Origin of the sequence: Nocardioides sp. (genome assembly GCF_036401255.1) — a bacterium.
GTDB lineage: Bacteria > Actinomycetota > Actinomycetes > Propionibacteriales > Nocardioidaceae > Nocardioides.
Window position 1 is genome coordinate 1 of sequence record NZ_DASWVI010000339.1, and the last position, 2,831, is coordinate 2,831.

General features: G+C 74.7%; 2 protein-coding genes. Both read left to right on the plus strand.

Going from position 1 to position 2,831, the window contains the following annotated elements:
- A partial coding sequence (locus VGD85_RS15670) for a glucosamine inositolphosphorylceramide transferase family protein (protein ID WP_331064366.1) occupies window positions 1-909 on the plus strand: 909 nt, incomplete at its 5' end.
- 95 nt (window positions 910-1,004) lie between these two features.
- A complete protein-coding gene (locus VGD85_RS15675; protein ID WP_331064367.1) occupies window positions 1,005-2,777 on the plus strand; it encodes a right-handed parallel beta-helix repeat-containing protein in 1,773 nt (590 codons plus the stop codon).
- The last annotated feature ends 54 nt before the right edge of the window (window positions 2,778-2,831 follow it).

The following is a 2,831-nucleotide window of genomic DNA, read 5'->3' on the forward strand; positions in this document are numbered from 1 at the left end:
CGCCGGGCCTGGCGCGGCACCCTGGTGGCCGCGCCCGTGCGGCACGCCTATCGGCGCCTGTACCGCAGCCCGCACTGGCGGGTCGGGTGGCGGTGGGTCGACGGTCCCGGCGTGCTCGAGGGCGCGCGCCTGCCCGCGGACGGCTGGCGCCGCCTGCCCGACGACGGCCGGCACTTCTACGCGGACCCGTTCCCGGTGGCCGTCGATGGGCGGCACTACCTGTTCGTCGAGGACTTCGACCACCGGCTCGGCCGCGGCGTGATCTCGGTGACCGAGGTCGGTGAGCAGGGGCCGATCGGTGTCCCCCGGCCGGTGCTGGAGACCGACGTACACCTGTCCTACCCCGCGGTGGTCGAGGACGCCGGGGAGCTGTGGATGATCCCGGAGACCTCCGGCGCGCACCGGGTCGAGCTCTACCGCGCGACCGCGTTCCCCGACCGGTGGGTCCTCGACTCCGTGCTGCTCGACGGCGTCGACGCCAACGACGTGACGCCGTTCCGCCACGGCGGCCGGTGGTGGCTCTCCGCGACCGTGCGGCGCGGCGGGTCCTGCTCCGACGCCCTGCACCTGTGGCACGCGCCGTCGCTGCGCGGGCCGTGGCGGGCCCACGAGCACAACCCCGTGCTCGTGGACATCAGGAGTGCCCGGCCCGCGGGCCGGCCCGAGCGGTACGCCGGCCTCCTGCTGCGCCCGGCACAGGACGGGTCGCGCCGCTACGGCGGCGCGCTCACCGTGGCCGAGATCGTCGAGCTCACGCCGCGGGCCTTCACCCAGCAGGTGGTCGGGCACGTGGCGCCCGGCCGGGGTTGGCCGGGACACTGTTTGCACACCGTCAACCGGGCCGGCCGGCTGGAGGTGATCGACGGTTCGGCCCGCTCGCTGCGGTGGGCCTCCCACAGCCGGCCCTGAGCGCGTCGGATTGACAACGGTCGCGCCCGGGTGTCACCCTCCCGGCGTCCAGGGGGACATGCTCGGCCGCACCACGTCACGTCCGAGGTACACCCATGCCCTCCTCCGGGACCCCGTCGACCGCCACCGCGGTCCACCGCCCCCTCCGGCACCGCTTTCGAGGCCGCTTTCGAGCGCGGCTCCTCACCGTCCTCGCCGTCGTCGGCGTCGCCGCCGTCGGGCTCGGCCCGGCCCCCGCGGTGCCGACCGCGGCCGCCGCTGCGCCCTCGACCCTGGTGGTCGGGCCACGCGGCGACGACGCCCCCTTTCGCTCCATCCAGGCCGCCGTCGACCGGGCGGCCTCCGGCGACACCGTCGTCGTGCGCGGCGGCAGCTACCACGAGACGGTCACCGTGCCCGCGGGCAAGCGGCTCGACCTCCGGGCCGCGCCCGGGGAGCGGGTCTGGCTCGACGGGTCCGAGCGGGTCGGATCCTGGCAGCGGTCCGGCGACGGCTGGGTGCACCACGGCTGGACGGTGACCTTCGACCACAGCCCGACCTACACCTGGGGCGCGCCGGACGGCACCGAGCCGTCCTGGTCCTTCGTCAACCCCGCCCACCCGATGGCCGCGCATCCCGACCAGGTCTGGATCGGCGGCGTCGCCCAGCGTCAGGTCTCCTCGCGGGCCGAGCTCGCCCCGGGCACCTTCTTCGTCGACGAGAGCGGCGACGACCTCTACCTGGGCAGCGACCCGACCGGACGCACGGTGCTGGCCAGCACGCTGGCGAAGGCGCTGTCGATCCGCTCCGCCGGGACCACCCTGGACGGCATCGGCGTGCGCCGCTTCGCCCCGTCGGTCCCGCACATGGGGGCCGTCACGGTCGAGGCACCGGACGTCACGCTCCGGCGCATGGTGGTCAGCCGCAACGCGACCACCGGCCTCTTCGTCGCCGCGGCGGGCGCCCTGCTCGACCGCGTCAAGGTGCTCGGCAACGGCATGCTCGGCCTCGGCGCGACGTACGCCGACGGCATCCGGGTGCGCCACCTCGTCAGCCGCCGCAACAACACCGAGCGGTTCAACGCCGCGCCGGTGGCCGGGGGCGTGAAGATCGACCGGACCCGCGGGGCGTTGGTGAGGGGTGCGGTCATCCGCGACAACGCGGCCAGCGGGCTGTGGTTCGACGAGTCGGCCCGCGACATCACCGTCCTCGACAGCACGATCCGCGGCAACGCCAAGCACGGGCTCTCGCTGGAGATCTCCGCCGGCGCGACGGTCGCCGACAACGTGATCGCCGGCAACGGCGGGTACGGCATCAAGGTCAACGACACCAGCGACGTCACGATCTGGAACAACACGATCGTCCGCAACGACCGACCCCTGAACATCGTCCAGGATGACCGTGACGCCAACGACCCGCGGACCCCGGGGCACGACCCGCGCGACCCGGTGCCGGCGCCGGGGATGACCTGGATCAACGGTCCGGTCGCGGTCCACAACAACGTCCTCGACCGGGGCACCTCCGGGGCGAACTGCCTGCTCTGCGTGGAAGACTACTCCGAGCGCTTCAGCGCCGAGGACCTCGGCGTCTCCGCGTCCGGCAACGTCTATGCCCGGTCGAACCGCAACGCGCCGACCTGGATGGTCGTCTGGTCGCAGGGTCGCGGCAACCCGGACGTGTTCACCTCGCTCGACGCGTTCCGCACCGCCACCGGGCAGGAGTCGCGCGGCCTGGAGGTCACCGGTCGCTCCGCGGTCACCGCCGCGCTGCGGACCACGACCGAGGTCCGCTCGGCGACCGGCCGGGTCGCCCTGCCGTTGCCGGCCGCGCTCGCCCGGGCGCTCGGCCGGAAGCCGGGGGTGACCCACCTCGGCGCCTGGGTCGGCTGACGACGCGGGACTCACCAGGCGGGCCCACCGACCGGAAGGTCTCCGGGCGCCGCG

Excerpts from the sequence above, each read along its gene's own strand:
- VGD85_RS15675 (WP_331064367.1), top strand. The coding sequence starts at position 1,005 with ATGCCCTCCTCCGGGACCCCGTCGACCGCCACCGCGGTCCACCGCCCC.